At 41.4% G+C, this 1,912-nt stretch carries 2 protein-coding genes and 1 pseudogene; 2 read left to right on the top strand and 1 reads right to left on the bottom strand.

Features of this window, described 5'->3' with window-relative positions:
• Positions 1-39: 39 nt before the first annotated feature.
• Both Q0X89_RS12850 and Q0X89_RS12845 read left to right on the top strand, forming a co-directional pair.
• Positions 40-363, top strand: a pseudogene (locus tag Q0X89_RS12850) (SCO family protein); the annotation flags it as partial.
• Between the two features lie 207 nt (positions 364-570).
• Positions 571-1,479 carry a hypothetical protein gene (locus Q0X89_RS12845; RefSeq protein WP_297694799.1) on the top strand — a complete coding sequence of 303 codons (909 nt, stop codon included), beginning with the start codon at positions 571-573 and terminating at the stop codon, positions 1,477-1,479.
• Here the strand turns inward: Q0X89_RS12845 and Q0X89_RS12840 are convergent.
• A partial coding sequence (locus Q0X89_RS12840) for a nitronate monooxygenase (RefSeq protein ID WP_297694797.1) occupies positions 1,480-1,912 on the bottom strand: 433 nt, incomplete at its 5' end.

Genomic DNA, 1,912 nt, shown 5'->3' with positions numbered 1-1,912 from the left:
GTGAAATAGTTGTAAAATTGCAGTAAAGAATTTGAAGTAGGTGTAAAATTGCTGTCCCTCTCGGTGACTCCTAACTATGACAGTGTACCTGTCTTGCAAAAATACGCCAAGCAATATGGGGCCATCCCAACGAAATGGAATATTACAACGGGTAACAAATCGCATATCTACGAATTGGCGCGTAAAAGTTATTTTGCCGTAATGAGCACAGGGGACGGATTGGCTCAGGATTTCATCCATTCCTCGAATTTCATCCTGGTAGACAGAAATAAACAAATCAGGGGAATTTACGAGGGAACAGAAGAGAAAGAGTTGGAACGCTTATTTCTGGATATCGATGCCCTGCTTGCTGCGGTCGAATAGCATGATTTAAAAAGCGCTGAGACATACCTTTATCAAGCACTCCCAGTAAAAGCGAATAAGTATTTCCCCAAGGAAATTACTACAGCAAAGGATATGGCCCATGGTACGCATGAATTGCTGCAAACCTTGCTTCGTATTGACCTACAATAAGCAATTTTGCCATTAAACCATCGTTGGATAGGTAAGTCCTACCTTAAAACCAACATCATGTTTAAGAATATTTTATTTGCCGCTTTATTTACCTTGACATGTTTGGCCTGCAGTAAAGAAAGCACAAATAATACTACCCAGGAAACAGACAACAACGTCCCAATAACATTCGGAAATGAGCAATCTGTCTCTGTTCAAGGATATGATTCAGATATTATGGAGCCTTTCCTTTCACGTGATGGAACGATTTTACTTTTCAACAACTTAAATCAGGATATTGTCAATACCGACCTTCACTGGGCTCTGAAGATAGATGATACTACTTTTGACTATCAGGGTATCATTGAAGGGATCAATACCCCAGATTTAGAAGCCGTCGCCAGTATGGATCTCAATAATACACTTTATTATGTCTATACGGGTGCATATTTTGAAACTCTGGATGCCCTCTATACGGGTATTTTCAATACTGGGATGGTGCAAGACAGCGATGTAGTTTCGGGAATTTCTAGAGATGAGCTTGGCTGGATTAATTTTGATGCGGAGATCTCAGCAGATGGCAATACGCTGTATTTTGTGGATGGTAGATTCGAACAAACATCATATCCACTGGAAGCAAATCTTGTTATTGCCAAGAAGACTGGCAATTCTTTTGCTCGGGAGGCAAATAGTGAAGCTATATTTGAGGCCATTAATACAGATCATTTAGAGTATGCACCTGCCCTTAGCCAGAATGAATTGGAAATCTACTTTACAAGGCTGACATTACCCTTAGGGGATAATCCGGAAGCGAAGATATATTTGAGTCAAAGATCTTCAACAGACGAACCTTTCGGCAGTCCACAACTTATATCGGAGATAAGCGGTTTTGTTGAAGGAGCAACACTCAATTCTGATGATACTGCTATTTATTACCACAAGAAAGTGAATGATCTCTTTTTGCTTTATTATTTAGAAAAAGAGTGATCAGTAAAGAGATTCTGAAAGCGCCTTTTTTAAAGTCTCGAATTCAAGAACAATCTCCTGGACGATCTCAGCGGCGGGTTTTATTTCATTAATCTGGGCACTCACCTGACCTATTTCCAATTCGCCTTGTTCCAGATCCCCTTCGAACATTCCTCTTTTTGCCCGTGCTCTTCCAAGCAGTTCTTTTAGATCTTCAGGCGAAGCACAATTGGCATACGCCTGTCTCACCTCTTCATAGAATTTGTTTTTGATGAGTCGGACCGGCGCTAATTCTTTTAGCGTGAGCAGGGTCTCCCCTTCCCCTGCTTCCACAACCCGGTCTTTAAAGGCTTGATGAGAAGAGGCTTCATTGCTCGCCACAAACCGACTCCCAATTTGAACACCTTCAGCACCCAACACCATAGCTGCCAGCATAGTTTTACCAGATGCGATA

It is taken from the genome of uncultured Eudoraea sp., from assembly GCF_947258525.1.
In the GTDB taxonomy this organism is placed as follows: domain Bacteria; phylum Bacteroidota; class Bacteroidia; order Flavobacteriales; family Flavobacteriaceae; genus Eudoraea.
Note: the sequence above shows the minus strand (reverse complement) of the source record. Positions and strands in the feature narration are given on the sequence as shown.